Annotated in this window: 25 protein-coding genes; 16 read left to right on the plus strand and 9 right to left on the minus strand. The window is 71.3% G+C overall.

All coding sequences use genetic code 11. The features are described 5' to 3' along the window. The 4 genes from pnp to VNT59_RS20500 form a co-directional block, all read right to left on the minus strand. Nucleotides 1-2,235: polyribonucleotide nucleotidyltransferase (pnp, locus tag VNT59_RS20485; protein ID WP_325501582.1), on the minus strand; the 2,235-nt coding region annotated here is incomplete at its 3' end. A gap of 245 nt (nucleotides 2,236-2,480) precedes the next feature. Then, nucleotides 2,481-2,744: a 30S ribosomal protein S15 gene (rpsO, locus tag VNT59_RS20490; protein ID WP_325501584.1), complete on the minus strand. Its 264-nt coding sequence runs from the start codon at nucleotides 2,742-2,744 to the stop codon at nucleotides 2,481-2,483. A 135-nt stretch (nucleotides 2,745-2,879) separates the two neighbouring features. Next, nucleotides 2,880-4,034, minus strand: coding sequence for a pyridoxal phosphate-dependent aminotransferase (locus VNT59_RS20495; RefSeq protein WP_325501587.1), 1,155 nt, complete (start codon nucleotides 4,032-4,034; stop codon nucleotides 2,880-2,882). Between the two features lie 12 nt (nucleotides 4,035-4,046). Then, entirely contained in the window at nucleotides 4,047-5,252 is a 1,206-nt protein-coding gene (locus tag VNT59_RS20500; protein WP_325501663.1) for a branched-chain amino acid ABC transporter substrate-binding protein, read from the minus strand. Between the two features lie 191 nt (nucleotides 5,253-5,443). On the opposite strand from VNT59_RS20500, the gene VNT59_RS20505 reads away from it, so the two are divergent. Continuing rightward, complete coding sequence (locus VNT59_RS20505; RefSeq protein ID WP_325501589.1) at nucleotides 5,444-5,824, plus strand: Hsp20/alpha crystallin family protein; 381 nt, start codon at nucleotides 5,444-5,446, stop codon at nucleotides 5,822-5,824. A 72-nt stretch (nucleotides 5,825-5,896) separates the two neighbouring features. Further along, nucleotides 5,897-6,730: an alpha/beta hydrolase gene (locus VNT59_RS20510; protein WP_325501591.1), complete on the plus strand. Its 834-nt coding sequence runs from the start codon at nucleotides 5,897-5,899 to the stop codon at nucleotides 6,728-6,730. Here the strand turns inward: VNT59_RS20510 and tsaD are convergent. Continuing rightward, the gene (gene tsaD / locus VNT59_RS20515) at nucleotides 6,696-7,727 is read right to left on the minus strand and encodes a tRNA (adenosine(37)-N6)-threonylcarbamoyltransferase complex transferase subunit TsaD (RefSeq protein ID WP_325501593.1); all 1,032 of its coding nucleotides are present in this window, start codon (nucleotides 7,725-7,727) and stop codon (nucleotides 6,696-6,698) included. The genes VNT59_RS20510 and tsaD overlap by 35 nt on opposite strands. A gap of 244 nt (nucleotides 7,728-7,971) precedes the next feature. Between tsaD and ybiB the strand changes: the two genes are divergently transcribed. From ybiB to VNT59_RS20540, 5 genes are all read left to right on the plus strand, one after another. Continuing rightward, nucleotides 7,972-8,871: a DNA-binding protein YbiB gene (gene ybiB, locus VNT59_RS20520; protein WP_325501595.1), complete on the plus strand. Its 900-nt coding sequence runs from the start codon at nucleotides 7,972-7,974 to the stop codon at nucleotides 8,869-8,871. Then, nucleotides 8,868-9,638, plus strand: a complete 771-nt coding sequence (cobA, locus tag VNT59_RS20525) for a uroporphyrinogen-III C-methyltransferase (protein ID WP_325501597.1) — start codon at nucleotides 8,868-8,870, stop codon at nucleotides 9,636-9,638. The genes ybiB and cobA overlap by 4 nt, the downstream gene beginning before the upstream one ends. 34 nt (nucleotides 9,639-9,672) lie before the next feature. Beyond that, nucleotides 9,673-10,896: an NAD(P)/FAD-dependent oxidoreductase gene (locus VNT59_RS20530; RefSeq protein ID WP_325501599.1), complete on the plus strand. Its 1,224-nt coding sequence runs from the start codon at nucleotides 9,673-9,675 to the stop codon at nucleotides 10,894-10,896. Nucleotides 10,897-11,154: 258 nt separating this feature from the next. Further along, on the plus strand, nucleotides 11,155-11,367 hold the full coding sequence (gene rpsU / locus VNT59_RS20535; RefSeq protein WP_012346814.1) for a 30S ribosomal protein S21: 213 nt from the start codon (nucleotides 11,155-11,157) through the stop codon (nucleotides 11,365-11,367). Between the two features lie 104 nt (nucleotides 11,368-11,471). Beyond that, the gene (locus tag VNT59_RS20540; protein WP_325501601.1) at nucleotides 11,472-11,918 is read left to right on the plus strand and encodes a GatB/YqeY domain-containing protein; all 447 of its coding nucleotides are present in this window, start codon (nucleotides 11,472-11,474) and stop codon (nucleotides 11,916-11,918) included. A 21-nt stretch (nucleotides 11,919-11,939) separates the two neighbouring features. Here VNT59_RS20540 and pmbA read toward each other — a convergent pair whose 3' ends face one another. Then, nucleotides 11,940-13,316: a metalloprotease PmbA gene (gene pmbA, locus VNT59_RS20545; RefSeq protein ID WP_325501603.1), complete on the minus strand. Its 1,377-nt coding sequence runs from the start codon at nucleotides 13,314-13,316 to the stop codon at nucleotides 11,940-11,942. 58 nt (nucleotides 13,317-13,374) lie between these two features. On the opposite strand from pmbA, the gene yjgA reads away from it, so the two are divergent. The 3 genes from yjgA to VNT59_RS20560 all read left to right on the plus strand — a co-directional run bounded on the left by yjgA (nucleotide 13,375) and on the right by VNT59_RS20560 (nucleotide 17,421). Beyond that, nucleotides 13,375-14,040 (plus strand): ribosome biogenesis factor YjgA, encoded by a 666-nt coding sequence (yjgA, locus tag VNT59_RS20550; RefSeq protein WP_325501605.1) that lies wholly within the window; start codon nucleotides 13,375-13,377, stop codon nucleotides 14,038-14,040. Beyond that, entirely contained in the window at nucleotides 14,030-14,629 is a 600-nt protein-coding gene (mog, locus tag VNT59_RS20555) for a molybdopterin adenylyltransferase (RefSeq protein ID WP_325501607.1), read from the plus strand. Before yjgA ends, mog begins: the two co-directional genes overlap by 11 nt. Before the next feature lie 134 nt (nucleotides 14,630-14,763). After that, complete coding sequence (locus VNT59_RS20560; RefSeq protein ID WP_325501609.1) at nucleotides 14,764-17,421, plus strand: M1 family metallopeptidase; 2,658 nt, start codon at nucleotides 14,764-14,766, stop codon at nucleotides 17,419-17,421. A gap of 21 nt (nucleotides 17,422-17,442) precedes the next feature. On the opposite strand, the gene cysE is transcribed toward VNT59_RS20560, so the two are convergent. Genes cysE through VNT59_RS20575 form a run of 3 tightly spaced genes read right to left on the minus strand, consistent with a single transcriptional unit; the run spans nucleotide 17,443 to nucleotide 19,268 of the window. Continuing rightward, nucleotides 17,443-18,216, minus strand: a complete 774-nt coding sequence (gene cysE / locus VNT59_RS20565; protein WP_325501611.1) for a serine O-acetyltransferase — start codon at nucleotides 18,214-18,216, stop codon at nucleotides 17,443-17,445. A gap of 27 nt (nucleotides 18,217-18,243) precedes the next feature. Then, nucleotides 18,244-18,972, minus strand: coding sequence for an RNA methyltransferase (locus VNT59_RS20570; protein WP_325501613.1), 729 nt, complete (start codon nucleotides 18,970-18,972; stop codon nucleotides 18,244-18,246). A gap of 47 nt (nucleotides 18,973-19,019) precedes the next feature. Further along, nucleotides 19,020-19,268 (minus strand): lipoyl domain-containing protein, encoded by a 249-nt coding sequence (locus VNT59_RS20575; protein WP_325501615.1) that lies wholly within the window; start codon nucleotides 19,266-19,268, stop codon nucleotides 19,020-19,022. Nucleotides 19,269-19,591: 323 nt separating this feature from the next. Here VNT59_RS20575 and VNT59_RS20580 point away from each other — a divergent pair, with 323 nt between their 5' ends. From VNT59_RS20580 to mutS, 6 genes are all read left to right on the plus strand, one after another. Further along, a complete protein-coding gene (locus tag VNT59_RS20580) occupies nucleotides 19,592-20,530 on the plus strand; it encodes an inositol monophosphatase family protein (protein ID WP_325501617.1) in 939 nt (312 codons plus the stop codon). Between the two features lie 8 nt (nucleotides 20,531-20,538). After that, nucleotides 20,539-21,651: a mechanosensitive ion channel family protein gene (locus tag VNT59_RS20585; protein WP_325501619.1), complete on the plus strand. Its 1,113-nt coding sequence runs from the start codon at nucleotides 20,539-20,541 to the stop codon at nucleotides 21,649-21,651. Between the two features lie 20 nt (nucleotides 21,652-21,671). Further along, nucleotides 21,672-22,481: a TlpA disulfide reductase family protein gene (locus VNT59_RS20590; RefSeq protein ID WP_325501621.1), complete on the plus strand. Its 810-nt coding sequence runs from the start codon at nucleotides 21,672-21,674 to the stop codon at nucleotides 22,479-22,481. Between the two features lie 8 nt (nucleotides 22,482-22,489). Beyond that, complete coding sequence (gene dsbG / locus VNT59_RS20595; protein ID WP_325501622.1) at nucleotides 22,490-23,110, plus strand: thiol:disulfide interchange protein DsbG; 621 nt, start codon at nucleotides 22,490-22,492, stop codon at nucleotides 23,108-23,110. A gap of 48 nt (nucleotides 23,111-23,158) precedes the next feature. After that, entirely contained in the window at nucleotides 23,159-23,683 is a 525-nt protein-coding gene (locus VNT59_RS20600) for a MarR family winged helix-turn-helix transcriptional regulator (protein ID WP_325501624.1), read from the plus strand. A gap of 189 nt (nucleotides 23,684-23,872) precedes the next feature. Next, nucleotides 23,873-26,434: a DNA mismatch repair protein MutS gene (gene mutS / locus VNT59_RS20605; RefSeq protein WP_325501626.1), complete on the plus strand. Its 2,562-nt coding sequence runs from the start codon at nucleotides 23,873-23,875 to the stop codon at nucleotides 26,432-26,434.

Below are 26,434 nucleotides of genomic sequence, written 5' to 3' on the forward strand. Positions count from 1 at the left end.
CTGCTCGCGCGGCTGGCGGTCATCGCCGCGCGGCTCACGCGGTTCGCGGCGCTCGCGGTATTCGCCCCGGCCTTCGCCACGCGGGCCACGGTCTTCACGCGGACCGCGGTCTTCGCGCGGCGGACGGTCTTCCATGCCGGCCGGGCGATCCAGCAGCGCCTTCATGGACAGCTTGACGCGGCCCTTGTCGTCGGTCTCGAGCACCTTCACGCGCACGACCTGGCCTTCGCTCAGGTAGTCGCCGACCTTCTCGACCCGCTCGTGCGCGATCTGGCTGATGTGCAGCAGGCCGTCCTTGCCCGGCAGCAGGTTCACCAGCGCGCCGAAGTCCAGCAGCTTGGTGACCGGGCCTTCGTAGACCTTGCCCACTTCGACCTCGGCCGTGATTTCGGTGATGCGCTTCTTGGCGAACTCGGCCTTGTCGGCTTCGGTCGACGCGATGGTGATCGTGCCGTCCTCGGCGATGTCGATGGTGCAGCCGGTTTCCTCGGTCAGCGCGCGGATGGTGGCGCCGCCCTTGCCGATCACGTCGCGGATCTTCTCCGGATTGATCTTCATCGTGTACAGGCGCGGTGCGAAGGTGCTGACCTCGGTCTTCGCTTCGCCCAGGGCCTCCTGCATCTTGCCCAGGATGTGCGTGCGCGCTTCCTTGGCCTGGGCCAGGGCGACCTGCATGATTTCCTTGGTGATGCCCTGGATCTTGATGTCCATCTGCAGGGCGGTGATGCCGTTGGTCGTGCCGGCCACCTTGAAGTCCATGTCGCCGAGGTGGTCCTCGTCGCCCAGGATGTCGGTCAGCACGGCGAAGCGGTTGCCTTCCTTGATCAGGCCCATGGCGATGCCCGCCACGTGCGCCTTCATCGGCACGCCCGCGTCCATCAGCGACAGGCAGCCGCCGCACACCGAGGCCATCGAGGAGGAGCCGTTCGACTCGGTGATCTCGGAGACCACGCGCATCGTGTACGGGAATTCGTCCTTGCTCGGCAGGCACGCGATCAGCGCGCGCTTGGCGAGGCGGCCGTGGCCGATCTCGCGGCGCTTGGTCGAGCCCATGCGCCCGACTTCGCCGGTGGCGAACGGAGGCATGTTGTAGTGGAACATGAAGCGGTCTTCGTACTCGCCCATCAGCGCGTCGATGCGCTGCGCGTCGCGCTCGGTGCCCAGCGTGGTGACCACCAGCGCCTGGGTCTCGCCGCGGGTGAACAGCGCCGAGCCGTGGGTGCGCGGCAGCACGCCGGTGCGGATCTCGATCGGGCGCACGGTGCGCGTGTCGCGGCCGTCGATGCGCGGCTCGCCGGCCAGGATCTGGCTGCGCACGATGCGCGCCTCGATGTCGAACAGCATCGACTCGACCTTGATCGGGTCGAATTCGACGCCGGACTCCTTCAGGTCGGCCATCACGGCGCCGTTCGCCTCGCGCAGGGCGTGGGTGCGGGCCTGCTTGCTGCGGATCTGGTAGGCGGCGCGCAGCTTTTCCTCGGCCAGGGCGTTGACCCTGGCGATGAAGGCCTCGTCGCGGGCGGGCGGCTGCCAGTCCCACACCGGCTTGCCGGCGTCGCGCACCAGTTCGTGGATGGCGTTGATCGCGATCCTGGCCTGCTCGTGGCCGAACACCACGCCACCCAGCATCACTTCCTCGGACAGCTGCTGCGCCTCGGATTCCACCATCAGCACGGCGCTCTCGGTGCCGGCGACGATCAGGTCCAGGTCGGACATCTTGCGGGCGGTCTGGCCCGGGTTCAGCACGTACTCGCCGTTGACGTAGCCCACGCGGGCGGCGCCGATCGGGCCGGCGAACGGGATGCCGGAGACGGCCAGCGCGGCGCTGGTGCCGATCATGGCGGCGATGTCGGCGTCGACTTCGGGGTTCAGCGACAGCGTGTGGATCACCACGTGCACTTCGTTGAAGAAGCCCTCGGGGAACAGCGGGCGGATCGGACGGTCGATCAGGCGGCTGGTCAGCGTCTCGTGCTCGCTCGGCTTGGCCTCGCGCTTGAAGAAGCTGCCGGGGATCTTGCCGGCGGCGTAGGTCTTCTCGATGTAGTCGACCGTGAGCGGGAAGAAGTCCTGCCCCGGCTTGGCGCTCTTGGAGGCGGCCACGGTGGCCAGGATCACGGTGTCGTCGATGTTGACGATGACGGCGCCGCCGGCCTGGCGGGCGATCTCGCCGGTTTCCAGCGTGACGGTGTGGGAGCCCCACTGGAACGTCTTGGTGACTTTGTTGAAGATGCTCATGTTCGTTTTCCTGGTTGGGGATCAGGCCGGGCGGCTGGCGCCCTGTGCCTCGCGATCCCCCGGGCGGCGCATGTGGCTGCGCCGGAAGCCCGGGGCGGCGGTGTCGAACACGATGCCATTCCAGAAGGGGCCCGCAGCCCCTTGTGGAATGACACAGCGCGTATTCGTCTTGCCGTCTCCGATGGACAAAGCGCCTGAGCCAGCGGTTGAACCAGCTCAGGCGCCCTGCATTCCTGCCGTCCTGCTTACTTGCGCAGGCCCAGCTTGCCGATCAGCGCGGTGTAGCGCTCGGCGTCCTTGTTCTTGAGGTAGGCCAGCAGGCTCTTGCGGCGGTTCACCATGCGCAGCAGGCCGCGGCGGCCGTGGTGGTCCTTGGCGTGCGTCTTGAAGTGCGGGGTGAGTTCGTTGATGCGCGCCGTGAGCAGGGCGACCTGCACTTCCGGGCTGCCCGTGTCGTTCGCGGAGCGGGCATTGGCCTTGACGACGTCGGCCTTGACGATAGCGGTCATGTGATTCCTTGAGAGTTTGACTTGCGTTGCCAGCTGGAACTGCCGGCAACGTGCGCTCTGCGGACTGCAGAACCATGGGATTATAGCTGGAAGCGCTATCGGGGGCCGGCCGCGGCCAAACGCCAAAACCCGGCTTCAGTTCCTCGCCAGCCAACCGCTCAGCCGCTCCACCCCCTGCTCCAGCCGCGACAGGTCCTTGGAGGCGAAGCACCAGCGCAGCCAGCCCTGGGCCTCGGGGGCGAAGGCGTTGCCCGGCGCCAGGCCCAGGCCGGCCTCGCGGACCAGGCGCTTGGCCACCTCCAGCGAATCGGCGTACCCGTCCAGCCGGAAGAAGGCGTACATCCCGCCCTTGGCCGGGTCCGCCACCACCCGCGGCAGTTGCCGCAGCAGCGGCACCAGGGTGTCGCGGCAGGTCTTCAGGTGCGCCACCACCCGCGGCGTGACCTCGTCCGTGCGCTGCAGCGCCACCACGCCGGCGCGCTGCGTGAAGGTGCTGGCGCAGGAGGTGTTGAATTCCAGCAGCTTGCCCATGTGCTGCGTCAGCGTCGCGGGCATCACCAGCCAGCCGAGCCGCCAGCCGGTCATCAGGAAGCTCTTGGAGAAGCTGTGCGCCACGATCAGCCGGTCGTCCGGCGCGGCCACGTCCTGGAAGCTGGGGGCGCAGGTGGCCCCGGGCTCGTAATAGAGGCGCTCGTAGACCTCGTCGGCCAGAATCCAGGTGCCGGCGCGGCGGCAGTGCTCGACGATCGCCTGCTGCTCGGCTCGGCTGAGCGTCCAGCCGGTGGGGTTGTTGGGGGCATTGATCACCAGCAGCCGGGTGGCGGGCGTGACGGCATCGAGCAGGCGCTGCAGGTCCAGCGTCCAGGCGCCGCCGGCCGGCTCGAGCGACACGCGCTTGACCTTGGCGCCCATGATCAGCGGCTGGGCCACCAGGTTGGGCCACACCGGCGTCAGCACCACCACCTCGTCGCCGGCGTCGACCACGGACTGCACCGCCAGCATCAGGGCATTGACCCCGCTGGACGTGATCGCGATCCGCTCGCTGCCCAGCGCCGGATGCAGCCGGCCGGTGTACCGCGCCACCGCCTCGCGCAGCTCGGGCAGGCCCAGGTTGTGGGCATAGAAGGTTTCGCCCTGCTGCAGCGACTCGATCGCCGCCTGCCGGATGAACTCGGGGGTGACTTCGTCGCTCTCGCCGAACCAGAAGGCCAGCACGTCGCTGCGCCCGAGCCCGGCGTTGGCGACTTCGCGGATCTTGGATTCTTCGAGGTTCTGGATGGTGTGGCGCATGCGTCGGGGCCTTCAGTCGGGTCGCGTCATTTTGCAGCTGCTGGGCATTTCGGCCTGCGCCGGCTGGATGGTCTTGATCACGCGAAAGCCGTAACCCGAGCCTTCGACGTCGAACTTCACCCCCGGCGCACCCTGCCGTTCCATCAGGCCCACCATCAGCTGCTGCTGGAACTGGTGGTCGGCCGCGCGCATGGCGCCGCGCTGGCCACCCAGCTCCACCCGCACCTGCTCCAGGGCCAGCGCCGCCGGCACCGGCTCGGCGCTGCGGGCCCTGTCGATCGCCTGCGCCAGCGCTTCGATCATCAGCTGCATGCGCATGTGCACGTAGTCGTCCGCCGGCTGCGGGTAGCGCTGGCGGAAGGCCCTGTAGAACGCGTCGCTGGCGGCGGTGCCGGCATTGGGCAGCCAGTCGGCGACGGCGATCACCTTGCCGACGCCGGCATCGCCCAGCGCCGCCGGCGCGCCGAGCGCGTTGCCGTAGAAGGTGTAGAAGGTGCCGGTGAAGCCGACCTCGCGCGCCGCCTTCACCAGCAGCGTGAGGTCGTTGCTGAAGTTGCCCGTGATCACCGCCTGGGCGCCGCTCGCCTTGATCTTGGTGGCGTACGGCGCGAAGTCCTTGATCCGCAGCAGCGGGTGCAGCTCGTCGCCGACGATGCGCACGTCGGGACGCTGCGCCCCCAGCTGGCGCCGCGCCTCGCGCAGCACCGCGTGGCCGAAGCTGTAGTCCTGTCCCAGCAGGTACACCGATTTCAGGGCGCGGTCCTCGCGCAGCACCGACATCAGCGCCGCCATGCGCATGTCGGCGTGGGCGTCGAAGCGGAAATGCCAGAAGCTGCACTTCTCGTTGGTGAGGATGGGGTCGACCGCGGAGTAGTTGAGGAACAGCACGCGCCGCCCCGGCTCGCGCTCGTTGTGCTTGTTGATGGCGTCGATCAGGGCCGCGGCGACGGCCGACGAGTTGCCCTGCAGGATGAAGCGCGCGCCGTCGTCGATGGCCGAGCGCAGCGCCGACAGCGCCTCCTCGATCTGGCCCTTGCTGTCGTAGCGATCGAGCTGCAGCGGCCGCGGGCCGTCGGCGGTCTTCACGCCGCCGCGCTGGTTGACGCGCTCGACGGCCCACACGAGGTTGCGAAACACCGCCTCGCCGCCGTTGGCGTTGCCGCCGGACAGCCCTTCGATCATGGCCAGCTTGACCGGCGCGCGCGCCGGCTGCGCCATCGCGGCGGCCGGCACACATAGCGCTGCTGCCAGCGATTTCAAGAGCTGGCGCCTGTCATTTTTCACTCTGGAGATTCCCTTGAAAAACCTCGCCCGGCTCAAAGATGTGAGCCATGCGGCGATCACGGTTGAGAGCCGCGCAGTGTATCGGAGCGGCGATGCCGAGTCGCCCTCCACCCCAGGAGACCACGATGTTCTTCGCACCCGTCGTCCGTACCCGCGCCATGGCGCCCGCGTTCCGTTCGTTCGACCGCAGCTTCGAGCGCTTCGTCAACGACGCGTTCTTCCGCAACCTGCCGCCCGGCTTCGCCGTCAACGAAGACGACAAGGCCTGGACGCTCACGCTGGACATGCCCGGCATCGCGCGGGAAGACGTGGCCATCAACATCGAGGGGGCCATCGTGCGCATCGACACCCGCGCCGAAGCCAAGCGCCAGTTCAAGGCGGCCTACGAGCTGCCGCAGGACATCGATGCCGAAGCCAGCGCGGCCAAGCTCGAGCATGGCGTGCTGACGCTGACGCTGGCCAAGAAGGCGCCGGTGAGCACCGCCCGCCGGATCGACGTCAAGTAAGCGCCCGCGGGGCCCGGCCCCGCGCATTGCGCATAGACTGCATGGCAGACGCAACCATCGCGGAGGCCTGCCATGCCCATGTCGCGCATCAATGGGGTCGAGCTCTTCTGGGAGCTCAGCGGTGACCAGGGCGAGCCGGTGGTCCTGGTGCACGGCTCGTGGGGCGACCACCACAACTGGGACCGGGTCGTCCCGGCCTTCTCGCGCGGCCTGCGGGTCGCCCGCTACGACCGCCGCGGCCACAGCCGCAGCGAGCGGCCGGCCGGCCAGGGCAGCATCGACGAGGACGTCGACGACCTCGCCGCGCTGATCCGCCATCTCTTCGGCGGTCCGGCCCACGTCGTCGGCGGCTCCTTCGGCGCCGCCATCGTGCTGCGGCTCGCCGCCGGCTCGCCCGAGCTGATTCGCAGCCTCGTGGCGCACGAGCCGCCGCTGTTCGGCCTGCTGGAAGACGACCCCACCCTGCAACCCGCCCTGGCCGCGGTGCGCGACCGCATCGATGCGGCGGCGGCGCTGCTGCGGGCCGGCGACATGGAAGGCGGCGCGCGCCGCTTCGTCGACACGATCGCGTACGGACCGGGGGCGTGGGACGAACTGCCGCAGGCCACGCGCGACACCTTCGTCTTCAACGCCCCGACCTGGCTCGACGAGCTGCAGGAACCGGAGGCGCTGTCGATGCAGCTCGACCTGCTGTCGGGCTACTCGGCGCCGGCCCTGCTGACGCTGGGTGGCGCCAGCCCGCCGTTCTTTCCGCTGGTGGTCAAGCGCGTGGCGGCGGCGGTGCCGTATGCCCGCCAGCATGTCTTTCCCGATGCCGGCCACGTGCCGCACCTGAGCCACCCGGAGGAATACGCCCGGGTGGTCACCGAGTTCATTGCAACTGCGACAGCGGCCAGCGCGGCCTGACGTCGAAGGCGTACGAGCGGGTCGGCGCCTGGACGCCTGCGGCCAGGCGCATGGCCGCCGCCATCGCGATCATGGCGCCGTTGTCGGTGCACAGGTTCAACTCCGGGTAGTGGACGCGCACGTTGCGCTTCCCGGCCGCCGCGCCGAGCTGCGCGCGCAGCGACTGGTTGGCGCCGACGCCGCCGGCCACCACCAGCCGCTGCAGCCCGGCCTGCTCCAGGGCGGCCATCGCCTTGCGCACCAGCACCTCGGTGATCGCCGCCTGCGTCGACGCCGCCAGATCGGCCTTGCGCCGTTCCAGGTCGGCGCCCAGTTTCCCGGCCTGCGTCAGCACGGCGGTCTTGAGGCCGGCGAAGGAGAAGTCGAGGTCGCCGCTGTGCAGCAGGGGCCGCGGCAGCTTGAACGCCTGCGGATCGCCCTGCTCGGCCAGGCGCGACAGCGCCGGCCCGCCCGGGTAGCCCAGGCCCATCAGCTTGGCCGACTTGTCGAAGGCCTCGCCGGCGGCGTCGTCGATGGTTTCGCCCAGCAGCTCGTACCGCCCCACCCCGTCGACGCGCATCAGCTGGGTGTGGCCGCCGGAAACCAGCAGCGCGACGAACGGAAACTCCGGCGGATCGCTGCTGAGAAACGGCGAGAGCAGATGGCCTTCCAGGTGGTGCACGCCGAGCACCGGTCGGTCCAGCGCCGCGCCCAGCGCGCAGGCGACGCCGGCGCCCACCAGCAGCGCGCCGGCCAGGCCCGGCCCGCGGGTGTAGGCCACGACGTCCAGGTCGGCCAGCTGCGCGCCCGCCCGGGCCAGCACCGCCTGCGTCAGCGGCAGCACGCGGCGGATGTGGTCGCGGCTGGCCAGCTCCGGCACCACGCCGCCATAGGCCCGGTGCATCTCGATCTGGCTGTGCAGCGCGTCGCCCCGCAGCCTGGGCAGCTCGCGCCCAGGCGCGTCGACCAGGGCCACGCCCGTTTCATCGCACGACGACTCGATTCCCAGCACCAGCATGGCCGGCAGTGTAGGTGAAGGCCGCGCGCCGGCGCGGCCGCAAGGACATCCGGCGCGCTTCCTGCGCCGCCGGCACGACATCGCCAACCGGCGACGCTACAGGCACGCTCCACTGCGGCACGCAGTGCGGTTGGTTGCGTGCCGGAACCGAAGCCGACGATCGCCGCGGCGCTGCTGCCACCAGCCGCGGCGGGTGCATGAGCTCATAGCCATTCGTCATGATGCTTCAGGGACAATCCGGCGAATGGGCATCAGCCAGTACCTCAAGCAGATCGGCCGGCGTCAGGGCGCGCGGGAGCTGTCGCGCGAGCAGGCGGCCGATCTCTTCGGCCAGGTGCTCGATGGCGCGGTGAGCGACCTCGAGATCGGCGCCTTCTGCCTCGCGATGCGCCTCAAGGGCGAGAGCGTCGACGAGCTGTGCGGCTTTCTCGATGCGACGCATGCCCGGCTGCGGCTGGTGCCGGCCGGCGGCCGGCCGCTGGTCGTGCTGCCCAGCTACAACGGCGCCCGCAAGCAGCCGGTGCTCACCCCCTTGCTCGCGCTGTTGCTGGCCCGCGAAGGCTTGCCGGTGCTGGTGCACGGGACGCCCACCGAGTCGGGACGGGTCTTCGCCTCGGCGGTGCTGCAGGCGCTCGGCGTGCAGGCATTGGCGGCGGTGCGGCCGATCGCCGCCGGCGAGGCGGCGTATCTCCCCACCGCGGCGCTGCATCCGGGACTGGCGCGCCTGCTCGAGGCGCGCCAGCGCATCGGCCTGCGCAACGCCAGCCACAGCGTCGTCAAGCTGATGAACCCCAGCGCCGGGGCGGCGCTGATCGTCAGCAGCTACACCCACGCCGAGTACGGCGCCGCGATGTGCGAGGTGTTCGAGCGCCTGGGCGCCAGCGCGCTGCTGCTGCGCGGGACCGAAGGCGAGGCGGCCGCGGATGCCAGGCGCGTGCCGGCCATGGACGGTTTCAGCCGGGGCCGGCGCCTGCGGCTGCAGGAGCGCCAGGCGGGCAGCCTGGCCGCCGTGCCCGAGTTGCCGCCGGCGATCGACGCCGAGTCCACGGCCGCGTACACCCAGGATGTGCTGGCCGGCCGGACGGCGGTCCCGGCGGCGATCGCCGTGCAGGTGGAACACATCTTGCGTCTGGTCCGTCCATGAACCATCCAGGCACAGTCACCCTCGTGGGCGCCGGCCCCGGCGATCCCGACCTGCTCACGCTGAAGGCGGTGAAGGCGATCCGGTCGGCCAGCGTGCTGCTGGTCGACGACCTCGTCAGCGCCGACATCGTGGCGCTCGCGGCGCCGCAGGCGCGCGTGATCCACGTCGGCAAGCGCGGCGGCTGCCGCAGCACGCCGCAGGGCTTCATCCACAAGCTGATGGTCACGGCCGCCCGGGAAGGCGAGTGCGTGGTGCGCCTGAAGGGCGGCGATCCGTTCATCTTCGGCCGCGGCGGCGAGGAGGTCGAGCACCTGCGGGCGGAGGGCATCGAGGTGCGCATCGTCAACGGCATCACCTCGGGACTGGCCGCCGCCACCGCGTTGGGCGTGCCGCTCACGCACCGCGAGCACGCGCACGGCGTGCTGTTCATCACCGGCCACGCCCACCAGGGCGCGCCCGGCCCCGACTGGCGCGCTGTCGCCGCGATGGCGCGCGACGCCCGGCTCACGCTGGTGATCTACATGGGCGTCAGCGGCATCGGACGGATCGAAGCCGAACTGCGCGCCGAGCTGCCGGCGCACACGCCGGTGGCGGTGGTGCAGCGCGCCAGCCTGCCCGGCGAGCGCCAGGTGGTGACCACGCTCGCCGCGCTGGCCGCCACCGTGGCGCGCGAGCAGCTGGCGAGCCCGGCCGTCATCATCGTCGGCGACGTCGTCGCCGGCGCGGCGGCGGCGGCGCGCCAGCCGGCGCGGTTCCGCGTCGCCTGAGGCGGCGGGCGCGGCGCCCCTACACTCGCCGCCCATGCACTCATTCGATGTCGCCATCGTCGGCGCCGGCGCGGCCGGCCTGTTCTGCGCCGGCGTGGCCGGCCAGCTGGGCCTGAAGGTGCTGCTGCTCGATCACAGCGAGCAGGTGGCCGAGAAGATCCGGATCTCGGGCGGCGGCCGCTGCAACTTCACCAACCGCGACCTCGATCCGCGCGCGCCGCACCGGCACTACCTGGGCGAGAACCCGAATTTCTGCCGCTCCGCCCTGTCGCGCTACACGCCGTCGGACTTCGTCGCCCTGGTGCGGCGCCACGGCATCCCGTTCCACGAGAAGCACAAGGGCCAGCTGTTCGGCGACCGCTCGGCCGACGATTTCATCCAGATGCTGCTGCGCGAATGCGGCGCCGGCGGCGTCACCCGCTGGCAGCCCTGCGCGGTGCAGGCGGTGCGCGCGGTCGAAAGCGAGGCGTCGCGCTACGCGCTCGACACCGATCGCGGCGCGGTGCAGGCGCGCAACCTCGTCATCGCCACCGGCGGGCTGTCCATTCCCAAGATCGGCGCCACCGACTTCGGCTACCGGATCGCCCGCCAGTTCGGCCTGCGCCTGGTGCCCACCCGGCCGGCGCTTGTACCCCTGACCTTTGCCGGCGCGAGCTGGGCTCCCTACGCCGCGCTGGCGGGCCTGTCGCTGCCGGTCACGATCGCCACCGGCGAGAAGAAGCAGCGCGTCGAGTTCCACGAGGACCTGCTCTTCACCCACCGCGGCCTGAGCGGTCCGGCCGTGCTGCAGATCTCCAGCTTTTGGCACGCCGGGCAGCCGATCCGGATCGATCTCGCCCCCGGCGTCAACCTGCCGGGCGAACTGGCGCGCGCGAAGGCCGGTTCGCGCAAGCTGATCGCCAACGAATTGGCCGCCTGGCTGCCGGCCCGGCTGGCCGAGGCCTGGGTGCAGCAGGATCCGGCCTGGCAGCGGCCGGTCGCCGAAGCCAGCGACAAGGCCCTGGCGGCGCTGGCCGAGCGGCTGGCGCGCTGGAGCCTGGTGCCCGAGGGCACCGAAGGCTACCGCAAGGCCGAGGTGACCGCCGGCGGCGTGGACACGCGCGACCTCTCGTCGCAGACGCTCGAGTCGGCGCGGCCGGGCCTGTTCTTCATCGGCGAAGTGGTGGACGTGACCGGCTGGCTCGGCGGCTACAACTTCCAGTGGGCCTGGGCCAGCGCCATGGCCTGCGCCCAGGCCATGGCGGCGGCTGGTCCCTGAGCGAGGCGCCCGCCCGGCAGTCGGATCGAGATGTTTGCGTAAGTAACATCGCGGACCGGCCGGCGGTTTTCGCCGCCTCCCCCGGGCCTTCCGCCGCCGCCCGACTTGCCGAACCGGCAGTGAGCGCTATAATGTCGGGCTTTGCTGGCATACCCCAATGGGCCTGATCACCATACATTGGGGAACTTCGCGGTTACGGCGCCCGGGCCCGATCTTCCCGGGCACCCTCTGGCCGCACACTTTGGAATCCATTCGCTGATGACGACGATCCGTGTAAAAGAAAACGAGCCCTTCGACGTGGCCCTGCGCCGCTTCAAGCGCACCATCGAGAAGCTGGGCCTGCTCACCGAACTGCGCGCCCGCGAGTTCTACGAGAAGCCCACGGCCGAGCGCAAGCGCAAGAAGGCCGCGGCCGTGAAGCGCCATTACAAGCGCGTGCGCAGCATGCAGCTGCCCAAGAAGCTGTACTGAGCCTCGGCTCCGCAGCTGCCGGCGGCCCCTGGCCGTCACGGAGACTTCAAGCCCGCCCGAGGACGCTCGCGCGGGCTTTTGCATTTTTCGATCTGGAGAAGACCATGACCCTGAAGGAACGCATCACCGAAGACATGAAGGCCGCCATGCGCGCCCGCGAAACGCAGCGCCTGGGCGCCATCCGGATGCTGACCGCGGCCATCAAGCAGCGCGAGGTGGACGAGCGCATCGAGCTGGACGACGCGGCCGTGGTGGGCGTGGTCGACAAGCTCATCAAGCAGCGCAAGGACAGCATCGAGGCGTTCGAGAAGGCCGGCCGGCAGGACCTGGCGGACAACGAAGCCGCTGAAGTGGCGGTGCTGCAGGCCTACCTGCCGCCGCGGCTGTCCGCCGACGAGATCGCGGCGCAGGTGCGGGCGATCGTGGCCGAGGTCGGGGCCACGGGCCCGGGCGACATGGGCAAGGTCATGGGCGCGGCCAAGTCGCGGCTGGCCGGCAAGGCCGACATGGGCCAGGTCTCGGCCGCGGTGAGGTCGGCGCTGGCGGGCTGAGCGACAGCCCGCACGCCGCCTTCAGGACCCCGCGACCTTCATCTTCCCGATCAGGACCGAGCCGACGCTCTTGGCGCCGTAGTTGTAGACGTCCGAGCCGATGGCCTGCAGCCCGGCGAACATCTCCCGCAGGTTGCCGGCGATCGTGATCTCCTCCACCGGGTGCACGATCTCGCCGTTCTCCACCCAGAACCCGCTGGCGCCGCGCGAATAGTCGCCGGTGACGTAGTTGACGCCCTGCCCCATCAGCTCGATGACGAACAGGCCCCGGCCCAGCTTGCGCAGCATCGCCGGCAGGTCGTCGCCGGCCTGCGTCAGCCGCGACTTGAGATACAGGTTGTGGGAGCCGCCGGCGTTGCCGGTGGTCTTCATGCCCAGCTTGCGCGCCGAGTAGCTGCTGAGGAAGTAGCCCTCCACCCGGCCGGCGTCGACCACCTTGCGCGCCTTGGTGCGCACGCCCTCCTCGTCGAACGGCGCGCTGCCCTTGCCCTTGCGCACCAGCGGGTCCTCGAGCAGATCGACGTGGTCGGGAAAGATCTTCTTGCCCAGCGAATCGACCAGGAAGGTGCTCTTGCGGTACAGCGCGCCGCCGCTGACGGCCTGCACGAAGGCGCCCAGCAGCCCCGCCGCCAGCGGCGACTCGAACAGCACCGGGCACTCGCGCGTCGCGATCTTGCGCGACTGCAGCCGCGCCAGCGCGCGCTCGGCGGCATAGCGCCCGATCGCCTCCGGCGCCGCCAGCTCCTGCGCGTCGCGCATCGAGCTGTACCAGGCATCGCGCTGCATGTTGTCGCCGGTGCCGGCGATCGGCGCGACCGAGACCGAATGGCGCGAACTGGCGTAGCCGCCGCGAAAGCCGCGCGAGTGCGCGCTGAAGAAGTGGCTTTGCTGCGCCGACACGCCCGCGCCTTCGCTGTTCGTGATGCGGCGGTCGGTGGCGAACGCGGCGTCCTCGCAGCGCAACGCGAGCTCGGTCGCCTGCTCGCTGTCGATGTTCCACGGATGGAACAGGTCCAGGTCGGGCTGCTGGTCACGGCCGGCGATGTCGTCGGCATCGGGCAGGCCGGCCACGGGATCTTCCGCGGTGAAGCGGGCGATGTCGTAGGCCGCCTGCACCGTCTGCTCGATCGCCGCCCGCGAAAAGTCGGAGGTGCTGGCGTTGCCGCGCCGCTGGCCGACGTAGATCGTCACGCCCAACGACTTGTCGCGATTGCGCTCGACATTCTCGAGTTCGCCCTTGCGCACCGACACGCTGAGGCCGCAGCCTTCGGAAGCCTCCGCCCCCGCGTCGGTGGCGCCCAGCTTCCTGGCGTGCGCCAGCGCGGTGTCCACCAGTTCCTCGAAAGCAGCACGGCTGTAAGCGAAACCGGTGTCGGCGCGGGAATCGGGTTTTGTCATAGCGCGGCTATGATACTTGCCGCCGCCTGCCACCGCCGCTGCGCGGCACCTCCACTCCATGCCACGCAAACCAAAAAAAGGCTACTTCGTCCGTGGCCAGTTCATCGCCGAGGGCAGCCCCGAGGACCTCGAGCTCAAGGCCCAGCTCAAGGGTGGCGACGAGCCGAGCAAGACCGACCTCAAGCGCGAGAGCGCGCAGCTGCAAAAGACCGGCGAAGCCCTGCTGACCTTGCGCGGCGACCTGATGCAGCGGCTGCAGTTGCCGGAGAAACTGGTCGAGGCGCTGGGCGAAGCCAGGCGCATCACCAACTTCGAGGGCAAGCGGCGCCAGATGCAGTTCGTCGGCAAGCTCATGCGCGGACTCGACGAGGACACGCTGCAGGCGATCCGTGCCGCGCTGGACGAACAGCAGCAGGGGTCGGCCGGCGAGGCCCTGGCGCTGCACCGCGCCGAGCAATGGCGCGACCGGCTGATCGAATCGGAAGAGGCGCTGGGGCCCTGGCTGCGCGCCTATCCGGCCACCGACACGCAGCAACTGCGGGCCTTGATCCGGCAGGCCCGCAAGGACCCGCCGCCGGACGCCGACGCGGCGGCCAAGGGACAGGCACCGCGCCACGGCCGGGCCTACCGCGACATCTTCCAGCTGGTGCGCGAGCAGCTCACGCGGGCCGATGCAGCGCACGACGAAGCCGACTCCACCGCGCAGGACAGCGATGAGCACTGAATTCGACCCCGTCAAGATCGGCATCGTGTCGATCAGCGACCGCGCCTCCAGCGGCGTCTACCAGGACCAGGGCCTGCCGGCGCTGCAGGAGTGGCTGTCGCGCGCCTTGAAGAACCCGATCGCGTTCGAGCCGCGGCTGATCCCCGACGAGCAGCCCGGCATCAGCGCCACGCTGATCGAACTGGTGGACGCCGGCTGCGCGCTGGTGCTCACCACCGGCGGCACCGGGCCGGCGCCGCGCGACGTCACGCCGGAAGCGACGCTGGCGGTCGCCGACAGGGTGCTGCCGGGCTTCGGCGAACAGATGCGGCAGGTCAGCCTGAAGTTCGTGCCGACCGCGATCCTTTCGCGCCAATGCGCCGTGATCCGCGGCCGGAGCCTGATCATCAACCTGCCCGGCCAGCCGAAGTCGATCCAGGAGACGTTGGAGGGCCTGCGCGACGCCGACGGCAAGGCGGTCGTGCCCGGCATCTTCGCCGCGGTGCCCTACTGCATCGACCTGATCGGCGGCCCCTACCTCGAGACCAACGACCCGGTGTGCAAGGCGTTCCGGCCGAAATCGGCCGTGCGGCCACCGCGTCCGGCCTGAGCGCCGGGCGCCGGTCATCGCGCGCCGTGAGGCTGCTCCGGCACCGGCCGCCCGGCGCGCGCCGGGCCGCCTGCTAAGCTGTCGCCGCAGTCAGAACACCACCACCGCGGCAAAGCGGTGTCCGAGGAGAAGAGATGCAGAGTCTCGCGCGGCGTGTGCTCGCCCTGTTGCTGGCGTTCACCGCGACGGCGGCATGCGCCCAGGAGCGATTCGCCTTCGATCGAACCGACACCGTCCTGTCCAAGGCGGTGGTGCCTTCCCGGGTCGAACTGCAACTCGAGCTCGACCCGGCCAAGGACCAGTTCGGCGGCGAGGTGGCGATCGACGTCGACGTGCGAGAGCCGGTGCAGCGCATCGTGCTGCATGCGCGCGGCCTCGAGCCCGCACGGCTGCTGCTGCGCAGCGGCGCGCAGCTGCGCCCGCTGCGGCTCGCGCCATCCGACCTGGCGCAGACCTGGGCCCTGCAGCTGGAGGACGGGCAAGCCATCGCGCCGGGCCGCCACCGGCTCGAGCTGGCCTACCGCGGGCTGGTGAACGCGGCCGGCGAAGGCCTCTTCGCCGTCGAGCACCTGGCGCATGGCCGGCCGGCCCGCATGCTGTCGACCCAGCTGGAGCCCATTCACGCGCGCCGGCTGCTGCCCTGTTTCGACGAGCCCCTGTTCCGGACGGTCTTCCAGGTGCAGGTGCGCGCGCCCGCCGGCTACACGGTGCTGTCGAACACCGACGCCGTTTCGGCCGAGCCCGAGGGCGACTCGGTGCGCCACCGCTTCGCCCCGACCCCGCCGATGCAAAGCTATCTGCTTGCCGTGACGGTCGGCCGCTTCGACATCCTGGGAGACCAGGTGGACGGCGTGCGGCTGCGCATCGTCACGCCGCCCGGCAAGCAGGCGCAGGCGGCGTTCGCGATGGCGGCGACCAAGCAGCTGCTGCCCTGGTACCGCCGGTACTTCGGCCGGCCGTACGCCCTGCCCAAGCTCGACCAGGTGGCCGTGCCGGGGGTGCGCGGTGGCGCGATGGAGGATTGGGGCCTCATCAGCTACGACGAAACGCTGTTGCTCTACGACCCGCAGCACAGCCCGCAGGCGCGTCAGCAGGCGGTCTTCGGCGTCGTCGCGCACGAGATCGCGCACCAGTGGTTCGGCGACCTGGTGTCGCCGGCTTCCTGGAACGACATCTGGCTCAACGAAGCGTTTGCCACCTGGATGCAGCAGAAGGCCAGCGCGCGGTTCCACCCGGAGTGGGACATCGAGCTGCAAAACCGCCGCGACATCGAGCACACCATGGCGCGCGACGCGACGCCGGCGACGCGGGCCATTCGCTCGGGCGAGGTCGGCGAGTCCCGGGTCTTCGATGTGTTCGACGACATCACCTACAAGAAGGGCGGCGCCGTGCTGTCGATGCTGGAGCAGTGGATCGGCCCGCGCGCCTTCCAGCAGGGCCTGGCCTCGTACATGGCCGAGCGCGCCATGAAGCCGGCCACCGCCGGCGATCTGTGGCATCACATCGGCCAGGCGTCGGGCCGGCCGGTGGCGGCGCTGGCCGCCACCTGGACCGACCAGCCCGGCGTGCCGGTGATCGCCGTCGACTCGCGGTGCGCGCGCGGACGCACCAGGGTCACCCTGCAGCGCAGCCGGCTGGCGGCGCTGGCCCCGCTGCCGCCGGTGCCGTGGCTGGTGCCGGTGCAGGTCCGGCGCGGCGCCGTCCTGCGCACGGCGCTGGTCGGCGCCGGCGCGACCACGCTCGATTTCCCCGGCTGCAAGCCGCTGCCGGTGATCGCGAACGCCGGCAGCGCCGGCTACTACCGGGTGGACGCGGCGCCTGCCTTGCGCGAGCAGCTGGCGGCCGCCCTGCCCGCGCTGGCGCCGGTCGACCGGCTGGCGCTGCTGGGCGACAGCTACGCCTTGACGCTCGCGGGGCGGCGGCCGCTGGCCGATCACCTGGCCCTGCTGGCGCGCCTGCCGCTGGTACGCGACGCCGGCCGCGCCGGGCTCTACCTGCAGGCGATCGCGCAGTGGACCTTCCTCGATGAGACTTTCGCCGGCACGCCGGCGGCCGCGGCGATGCAACGCGCCGAGCAGGCGCTGCTGGCGCCGGAGCTCGAGCGCCTGGGCTGGCAGCCGGCCAGCGGCGAGAGCAGCGAAGTCGCGCGGCTGCGGGGCAAGCTCGTCAGCCGGCTCGCGCGGCTCGGCCACGAACCGACCATCGCCACGGCCACCGGCCTGTGCCCGGCGGCGCTGGCCGGCGACACCCGCGCCGTGGCACCGTCGGTGCGCGCTGGCGTGCTGCAGGCCTGCCTGCGGCAGACGAGCGACGCGCAGGTCGATGCCGTCTACCGGGCGCTGCTGGCCAGCCCCAGCCAGGAGGAGCGCTGGCTGTTGCTCGAGGCGCTGGCCGCTTCGCCGGATCCACGCCGCGCGCGCCAGTTGCTGGAACGCGCCGCGGCCGGACAGCTGCCGGGTACGTTCGGCTCGCGGGTGCCGCACATGCTGGCGGGGACGCCGGGCCTGGGACCGCTGGTCTACGACTTCGCGGTCGAACACTGGGCGGGCCTGGCGAAGCTCGCCGGGGACACCGGGTCGCGCTGGCTGCTGCCGGGCGCTGCCAGCTGGGCTGCCGACGGCGAGCATGCGCAGCGGCTGGCGCGCGACCAGGCGCGACTGGCCGGCCGCCACGGCCAGGCCGCGGCCGACCAGACGATCGCCACCATCCGCACGCGCGTGCGGCTGCGCGAGCGCGAAGTGCAGCGGGTGCCGGCGATGCTGCGGGACTGGGCGCCGCGCGCGCCGGGCTGAGGCGGCCCCGTCGCCGCGCGGCTACTTGCCGACCAGCTGCGTCAGCTTGTCCTTCTCGAAGCCTTCCTTCAGCGCGGCGCCCTCGGGCACGCACTCGGGCCCCTTGGACGTCTCGGAGAGCTTCTCGATCGCCTGCCACAGCATCGCGATCTGGTGCTCCTGCGAGGCGGCGTTGTCGATCAGGCCCTTCATCGCCTGCGACAGCGGATCGTCCTGCTCGGTGACGCCGTAGGCCGAGAAGCCCATGCGGTTGGCGACCTCCTCGCGGCGCTTCAGGTCCCCGGCCTGGATGATCCGCGCCGGAATGCCGACGGCCGTGGCGCCGGCCGGCACCGGCTTGGTGACGACGGCGTTCGAGCCGATGCTGGCGTTGTCGCCCACCGTGAAGCCGCCCAGCACCTTGGCGCCAGCGCCGACCACCACGTTGCGCCCCAGCGTCGGATGGCGCTTGGAGCCCTTGGTGAGCGAGGTGCCGCCGAGCGTCACCCCCTGGTAGATCGTGCAGCCCTCGCCGATTTCGGCGGTCTCGCCGATGACGACGCCCATGCCGTGGTCGATGAACACCTTGTCGGCGATGGTCGCCCCCGGATGGATCTCGATGCCCGTCAGCCAGCGCGACAGGTGCGACGTGAAGCGGCCCAGCCAGCGCAGGTGGCGCCGCCAGAACCAGTGCGCCACCCGGTGCAGCACCAGCGCGTGCAGGCCCGGATAACAGGTGATCACCTCCCACTTGCTGCGCGCGGCAGGGTCGCGGTCGAAGATGCACTGGATGTCGGAACGCAGGCGGGTGAACATGGGCAGGCTTGGACTGATGCGCCCAGTCTATCGCCTCGCCGCGCCGGCGGCCTGCGACATGGCCTTGGCGACACCTCGCAGGATGTGGATTTCCTCGACCGTGAGCTGGGCGCGGTTGAACAGCTGGTTCAGCCGGGGCATCAGCTTCTTGGGCGCCGCCGGATCGAGGAAACCGATCTCCACCAGCGCCTGCTCCCAGTGCTGCAGCATGCCGCCGACGGCCGGCGCGTCGGCGAGCGCCGCTGGCCTGGCGCCGCCGGCGGCGACCGCGAAGCCGCCCAGGGCGGTGCGCCACTCGTACGCGATCACCTGGATCGCCGCGGCCAGATTGAGCGAGCCGTAGCCCGGCGCGGTCGGAATGGTCAGCGCCGCGTGGCAGCGATACACGTCGTCGTTGCTCATGCCGAAGCGCTCGGAACCGAACAGGAAGCCGACGCTGTGCCCGGATGCGGCCAGCGCGGCGAAATGCTCGCGCGGCGCGACGCTCGGCGGACCGAAGTCGCGCGGCGTCATCGCCGTCGCGCACAGATAGGTGACGCCGTCCAGGGCCTCGTCGAGCGTGGCCACGATGCGGGCTTGCCGCAGCACGTCGGCGGCGCCGCTGGCGCGCTGGATGGTTTCCTCGCGTTCCAGCACGTCGGGCCAGCGCGGGGCGACCAGCACCAGGTCGTCGAAGCCCATGACCTTCAGGGCGCGCGCGGCGGCGCCGACGTTGCCGGCGTGGCTGGTGTTGATCAGGATGAAGCGGGTGCGCATGGCGCCGATTGTCTCAGCCCCCTGCGCCGGCGGCGCCCCAGCGCCGCTCACTCGTCGGCGAGGCGCACCAGGATGTAGCCCGGGCCGAACTTCTCGCCGGCCGCGACCGCGATCTGCTCGACGATGCCGGCCGCCGGCGCCGCGACGTCCAGCCCCTGCTGCACCAGCGAGGCCTTGGCCAGCAGCTGGCCGGCGTCCACGTGGTCGCCTTCGTCGACGAACCAGCTCTCCAGCAGCGCCTCGGCGTCCTCGCCCGCTTTGTCCCAGCGTCCGGGATCCAGAATGACGTCGACCATTGCAGCCTCCTGTCTGTCTTCCTCGTCGCATTGTTGTTTGGCGGCGATGGTGCCCGCATTGCGCCTGATCAATGAATCGGCGTGCCGCCGCCGGGGTCTTTCCCGCCCCAGCCTTGACGCGTACTCGTGCCACCGAAGGCGCTGGTGGCTGGGCCGAGGCCGGGCCGCACGGGGCTGGCCACGCGGCGTCTTCGCCGACAACGGCCGGGCTGGCGAATCTGGGACAATGGAGGCCATTCGTGCCCGCCGCATCGCCGGCGGAGCCACCGCTCCTGATCAATGAGGGCAGCGCCACCGCGCCGCCTGCAACGTTCGAACAATCCATGGCCTCCTCCAACCTGCACCCCATGCTCAACGTGGCCGTCAAGGCCGCCCGCGCCGCCGGCTCCATCATCAACCGGGCCGCCCTCGACGTCGAGGCGGTACGGGTCTCCCAGAAACAGGTCAACGATTTCGTCACCGAAGTCGACCATGCGAGCGAGGCCGCCGTCATCGAAACCCTGCTCGGCGCCTACCCCGACCATGCGATCTGGGCCGAGGAGTCCGGCAAGGTCCACGGCAAGCAGGGCTCGGACCACGTCTGGATCATCGATCCGCTGGACGGCACCACCAACTTCATCCACGGCTTTCCCGTCTACTGCGTCAGCATCGCGCTGGCGGTGAAGGGCAAGGTCGAGCAGGCCGTGATCTACGACCCGAGCCGCAACGACCTGTTCACCGCCACCAAGGGCCGCGGCGCCTACATGAACGAGCGCCGCATCCGCGTCTCCAAGCGCACCGACCTGCGCCAGTGCCTGATCGGCACCGGCTTTCCGTTCCGGCCCGGCGACAACTTCAACAACTACCTGCGCATGATGGCCGAGGTGATGCAGCGCACCGCCGGGCTGCGCCGCCCGGGCGCCGCGGCGCTCGACCTCGCCTACGTCGCCGCCGGCTTCACCGACGGCTTCTTCGAGACCGGGCTGTCGCCCTGGGACGTCGCCGCGGGCTCGCTGCTGGTCACCGAGGCCGGCGGCCTGATCGGCAACTTCACCGGCGAGTCCGACTTCCTGGAACAGAAGGAGTGCGTGGCCGGCAATCCCCGCATCTACGGCCAGCTGGTCGCGATCCTCGGCAAGTACAGCAAGTTCGCCAGCGCCGGCGAGAAGGCCGCGCTGCGCCAGAGCACGCCCACCCTGGTGCCGCCGCACATGACGCCCAGCGCCCAGGTGGAACCGGACGGGACCCGCGACACGGAAGCCAGCGACGATCCGCAGGCGTGAGCGGGCCGATGCAAGCGCAGTTCCTGAGCAGCCTGTTCCAGGAGAACGCCTGGCTCGCGACGGTGGTCGCGGCCCTGCTGGCGGTCGTGGCGGCCCTCGTCGTCCGCCGGGTCGGCCGCGCCCTGCTGCTGCGGGCGACCAGCCGGGCCCCGCTGCTGCGCGCGATCGTCGAGTGCAGCGAAAACCCGGCCGGCGCGGTCCTGCCGCTCGCGGCGCTGCAGGTGGTGTGGACGGCCGCGCCCGACACCCTGCGCTGGATCGGCAACGTGCGCCACGTGAACGGCCTGTTGCTGATCGCGGCGCTGACCTGGCTGGCGATGGGCGTGATCGGGGGCCTGGCGCGCGGCGTGATCGCGCGCAACCCGGTGGCCGCCGAGGACAACCTGCAGGCCAGGCGCATCCAGACCCAGGCGACGGTGCTGGCCCGCACGGCGATGGTGCTGGTGCTGCTCGCCGGCATGTCGATGGCGCTGATGACGTTTCCCGGTGCGCGCCAGCTCGGCGCCAGCCTGCTCGCCTCCGCCGGGGTGATCGGCATCGTCGGCGGCATCGCCGCCCGCCCGGTGTTCAGCAACCTGATCGCCGGGCTGCAGCTGGCGCTGGCCCAGCCGATCCGCATGGACGACGTGCTGATCGTCAAGGGCGAGTGGGGCCGGGTCGAGGAGATCACCGGCACCTATGTCGTCCTCAACATCTGGGACGAGCGGCGCATGATCATTCCGCTGCAGTGGTTCATCGAGAACCCGTTCGAGAACTGGACCCGCACCAGCTCGCAGATCCTGGGCACGGTGTTCCTGTACCTCGACTTCGCGACGCCGGTGGAGCCCTTGCGTGCGGAGCTGGACCGCATCGTCAAGCCGGCCGCGGAATGGGACGGTCGCGTCTGCGTGCTGCAGGTGACCGACGCCACCGAACGCGCCATGCAGGTGCGGATCCTGGTCTCGGCCGCCAATTCCGGCAAGGCCTTCGACCTGCGCTGCAAGGTGCGCGAGCAGATGCTGGCCTTCATCGCCCGCGAGTATCCGCAGTGCCTGCCGCAGGTGCGCAGCACCCGGGCCGGCATCGATGCGAGCGCCGGCCCGGCCGGCGCCATCGCCGACGCCGGCAGCGGCCCGGCCTGAGCCACCCGATCGGCGCAACCATGACCCAGTCGCTGCAGCTCGGGCCGCTCTCCTTCCCGGCACCGGTGGTGCTGGCCCTGTTCGCGCTCGCCCTGGCCATGGCCGCCGGCCAGCTGGTCGCGTGGCGGACCCGCGCCGCCGGCGAACTGCCGCTCTTTCCGGCCCTGACCGCCGGCCTGGTCGCGGCGCGGCTGGCCTACGTGGCGCAGTGGCACGAGGCCTACCTGCCGCATCCGCTCGAGATCCTCGACATCCGCGACGGCGGCTGGTCGCTCTGGCCGGGACTGGCCGCCGGGGCGGCGGTGGCGGTGGTCATCGGCATCCGGCGCGCGCCCTGGCGGCTGCCGCTCGCCGCGGCCGCCGCCACCGGCGCGCTCGCGTGGCTGGTGGGCTCGGCCCTGCTCACCGCCACCGACGACAGCACCCGGCTGCCGCAGCTCGCGCTGCCCGACGTGCAGGGCCAGCCGGTGGCGCTCGCGGCCTTCCACGGCAAGCCGACCGTCGTCAATCTGTGGGCCACCTGGTGCCCGCCGTGCCGGCGCGAGATGCCGGTGCTGCTGGCCGCGCAGGGCGAGCACCCGGACATCCATTTCGTGTTCGTCAACGAGCGCGAATCCGCCGAACAGGTGCGGCGCTTCCTGGCGCGCGAGCAGCTGCCGCTGCGCAACGTGCTGCTCGACGCGCAAGGCCAGGCCGCCACGCAGCTTGGCGCCCGCGGTCTGCCGACCACCTTCTTTTTCGATGCCCAGGGCCGGCTGGTCGACGCCCGCGTCGGGGAACTCTCGCGCGCCACGCTGGCCGACAAGCTGGCCGCCCTGTCCGCTCCCTGAGGTCCCCCATGAACCCTTCCGCCATCGCCGCGCGCCGCGCCGTCGTCGCCACCATCGCCGCCGTGATGGTGGGCGCGCCGGCCCTGCTCCGGGCAGCGCCGCAGACCGGCGCCCGCGCGGCGCAGACCTGGCGCCAGCTCGAGGCGAGCCGCTGGATCGCCGACGGCGATGCCGGGGCGGCGCGCGTCGTCTATGTCTTCACCGATCCGAACTGCCCTTATTGCACCAAGTTCTGGTCCGACGCCCGGCCCTGGGTCGACGGCGGCAAGGTGCTGCTGCGGCACGTGATGGTCGGCATCCTCGCGCCCACCAGTCCCGGCAAGGCCGCGGCGCTGCTGGCCGCCGCCGATCCCGCGGCGGCGCTGGCCGCCTACGAGCGCGGGCAGCTGGGCGAGGCCCGGCAGACCATCGGTTCGGGCCGTCCGCAACCCCTGCAGGGCGGCAGCCTGCAGCCGCTGCCCGGCATCCCGCCGACGCTGCGCGCCCAGCTCGATGCCAACCGCCAGCTGATGGCGGCCCTGGGCCTGGCCGGCACGCCGGGCATCGTCTGGCGCAATGCGAAGGGCGAGGTCCAGGCCCGCACCGGCGCGCCCGACGCGGCGCTGCCGGAGATCCTGGGACCGCGCTGAGCGAGCGCGCCCCCGGGGCGCGGCGACCGCGGCCGATATCATTTGCGCATGCCCGCCCCCAAGAAGGCCGCGACGGCCACCGGCGCGCGCGCTGCCAGCGCCGCGGCCAGGCGCAAGGCCACGGCCACCCATGTGCTGCGGCAGTTCCGCGTCGTGTTCAATGCCGTGAAGACGCATTTCCGCGACGTGGAGAAGAAGGCCGGCCTGGCCGGCGCGCAGGTGTGGGCGCTGAGCGTGATCCGCGACGCCCCCGGCATCGGCGTCAACGACCTGGCCGCCGCGATGGACGTGCACCAGTCGACGGCAAGCAACCTGCTGCGGGCCCTGGTCGAACGCAAGCTGGTGACGGTCAGGCGCAGCGCCAGCGACCGGCGGATGGTCCAGCTCCATGTGCTGGCGGCCGGCGAGCGCGTGCTGCGCAAGGCGCCCACGCCGTTCTCGGGGGTCCTGCCGGCGGCGGTCGCCGCGATGGACGCGCGAACCCTGGCGCGGCTCGAGCGGGACCTGGGCGAGCTGATCGCCAGCCTCGGGCTCGACGAGCAGGCGGGCACGATCCCGCTCGGACAACCTTGAGCATCCCCGCGCTCGCCGGCTGGGTCGGGCCCGGCCTCGGTAGACTCGGCGCGGGGCCGAACCGCGGCCCCGCTCGCCGCTGCGCGCGGCACAACCCCAGTGGAAACAGGTAGAACGTTGATTCCCAAGGACATCCCGGGGGCCGCGGGGCCCGCCGACGGGGCCCCGGACGCCCAGAAACACACCCCCATGATGGCCCAGTACCTGGCCATCAAGGCGGAGCATCCGGACACGCTCGTCTTCTACCGCATGGGCGATTTCTACGAGCTGTTCTACAGCGACGCGGAAAAGGCGGCGCGCCTGCTGGACATCACGCTCACGCGGCGCGGCAACTCCGCCGGCGAGCCGGTGATCATGGCCGGCGTGCCCTTCCATTCCGTCGAAAGCTACCTGGCCCGCCTGATCAAGCAGGGCGAGTCGGTCGCGATCTGCGAGCAGGTCGGCGACGTCGCCACCGCCAAGGGGCCGGTGGAGCGCAAGGTGGTGCGCGTGGTGACCCCCGGCACGCTCACCGACAGCGCGCTGCTCAACGACAAGAGCGAAGCGATCCTGCTGGCCGTGCACCAGGGCTCGCGGCACCGGCTGGGCCTCGCCTGGCTCAGCCTCACCCAGGGCGCGCTCCAACTCGCCGAGTGCGCCGGCGACGAACTGGAAGCCTGGGTCGCGCGGATCGGCCCGAGCGAGCTGCTGTTCAGCGCCGACGTGACGCCCTCGTTCGAGCAGCGGCTGCGGGCGCTGCGCTCGGCCGCGCCGATGTCGCTGGCGCAGCGGCCGCAATGGCAGTTCGAGGCGGGGCTGGGCCTGCGCAAGCTGCTGGAGCAGTTGAACAGCGCCACCCTCGCCGCCTGGGGCGCCGAGGAGCTGGTCTGCGCGCACGCGGCCGCAGCCGCCCTGCTCAGCTACGCCGAGCACACCCAGGGCCGCGCCCTGTCGCACGTGCAGAGCCTGCAGGTGCAGCGCGACGACGAACTGATCGAGCTGCCGGTGACGACCCGGCGCAACCTCGAACTGGTGCAGACGCTGCGCGGCGAGGAGGCGCCGACCCTGTTCTCGCTGCTGGACTCCTGCATGACCGGCATGGGCAGCCGCCTGCTCAAGTGCTGGCTGCTGGAACCCAGGCGCGAACGCACCCAGGCGCAGCAGCGGCTGGAGGCGATCGGCTTCCTGCGCGAAGGCGCATGGCAGCGGCTGCGCGCCGCGCTCAAGGGCTGCAGCGACGTCGAGCGGATCACCGCGCGCACGGCGCTGCGCCAGGTACGCCCGCGCGAACTGGTGGGCCTGCGGCAATCGCTGGACCGCGCCGCCCAGCTCGCCGCCGCGGCCACCGGCCCGGGCGGCCTGCTGGCCGAGATCCGCGCCAGCCTGGCGCCGCCGCCGGGCTGCGGCGAGGCGCTGGCCCGCGCGATCATGGAAGAGCCCGCGGCCCTGGTGCGCGACGGCGGGGTGATCGCCACCGGCCACGACGCCGAGCTCGACGAGCTGCGCGCGATCCAGGACAACTGCGACGGCTTCCTGCTGGACCTGGAGACGCGCGAGAAGGCGCGCACCGGCATCGCCAACCTGCGCGTGCAGTTCAACAAGGTCCACGGCTTCTACATCGAGGTGACCCAAGGCCAGCTGGACAAGGTGCCGGGCGACTATCGCCGCCGCCAGACGCTGAAGAACGCCGAGCGCTTCATCACGCCGGAGCTCAAGGCCTTCGAGGACAAGGCGCTCTCGGCGCAGGAGCGGGCGCTCGCGCGCGAGAAATGGCTGTACGAGCAGCTGCTCGACCAGCTGCAGCAGCATGTGCCGGCCCTGACGCGGCTGGCGCGCGCCCTCGCCGCGCTGGACGTGCTGTGCGCGCTGGCGGAACGCTCGCTCACGCTGGGCTGGTGCTGCCCGCAGTTCATGCGCGAGCCCGGCATCGAGATCACCCAGGGGCGCCACCCCGTGGTGGAGAGCCGGCTGGCCGAAACCAGCGGCGGCAGTTTCATCGCCAACGACACGCGTCTCGGCCCGAAGCAGCGGATGCAGGTCATCACCGGCCCCAACATGGGCGGCAAGTCGACCTACATGCGGCAGGTGGCGCTGATCGTGCTGCTGGCCTCGATGGGCTCGTACGTGCCGGCGCAGGCCTGCCGGCTCGGGCCGATCGACGCCATCCACACCCGCATCGGCGCGGCCGACGACCTGGCCAACGCGCAGTCGACCTTCATGCTGGAGATGACCGAGGCCGCGCAGATCCTGCACGGCGCCACCGCGAACTCGCTGGTGCTGATGGACGAGATCGGCCGCGGCACGTCGACCTTCGACGGGCTGGCGCTGGCCTCCGGAATCGCGGCCCACCTGCACGACAAGACCAAGGCGTTCACACTGTTCGCCACGCACTACTTCGAGCTGACCGAGTTCCCGGCCAGGCACCACGGCGCCGTCAACACGCACGTCAGCGCCGCCGAATCCGGCGCCGACATCGTGTTCCTGCACGAGATCCAGCCGGGGCCGGCCAGCCGCAGCTACGGCATCCAGGTGGCGCGGCTGGCCGGCATGCCGGCGGCCGTCGTCAACCACGCGCGCCAGGCGCTGCAGGCGCTGGAGACGCAGCAAACGCTGAGTCGCGAGCAGGTAGACTTGTTCGCACCGCCCCCGGCCGCCGAAGCGCCGGCGCCCAGCGCGGCCGAGGCCGCCCTGGCGGCGCTCGACCCCGACGCGCTGAGCCCGCGCGAGGCGCTGGACGCGGTGTACCGGCTCAAGAAACTGCTAGCAAAGTGA

The organism is Ramlibacter sp., assembly GCF_035554825.1.
Taxonomy (GTDB): domain Bacteria; phylum Pseudomonadota; class Gammaproteobacteria; order Burkholderiales; family Burkholderiaceae_C; genus Ramlibacter.